This is a genomic window from Mesorhizobium sp. M8A.F.Ca.ET.202.01.1.1 (genome assembly GCF_004791595.1).
Lineage (GTDB): Bacteria > Pseudomonadota > Alphaproteobacteria > Rhizobiales > Rhizobiaceae > Mesorhizobium.
This window is the reverse complement of record NZ_SRUN01000283.1, coordinates 1-289: the sequence shown is the minus strand read 5'-3', so window position 1 is coordinate 289 and position 289 is coordinate 1. Positions and strand designations below refer to the sequence as shown.

The following is a 289-nucleotide window of genomic DNA, read 5'->3' as shown; positions in this document are numbered from 1 at the left end:
GGGCTGCCGCTTCCGAAACCGAAGGCGTGCCGGTATGCGCCTGCGACAATTCGGATCGGCTGATCGTACCGGAGGCAGCGGCCTGCAGCGCGCCGTCGCTGACGACGATCACCGGTAGGGCGAGGTCGCGTCCGGCGAGAAAGATCGCCTCCTCGTCGCGCTTGATTTCGCCCGTTGCCAGCCCCGAAAGCGCGGTCATCGCCAGCCCATGCGCTTCGAGCGCGGTCTCGATCGCGGCGCGCACGTCGCGCGCCGTCACGCCCTTCCGGCTGCCGATACCCGCGACCAT

The 289-nt window shown here is 69.6% G+C and carries 1 protein-coding gene; it reads right to left on the bottom strand.

Annotated elements, in window-relative coordinates:
• The coding region (locus EN845_RS34875; RefSeq protein WP_135931345.1) for a cobalamin biosynthesis protein at positions 1 to 289 on the bottom strand (289 nt) is incomplete at both ends.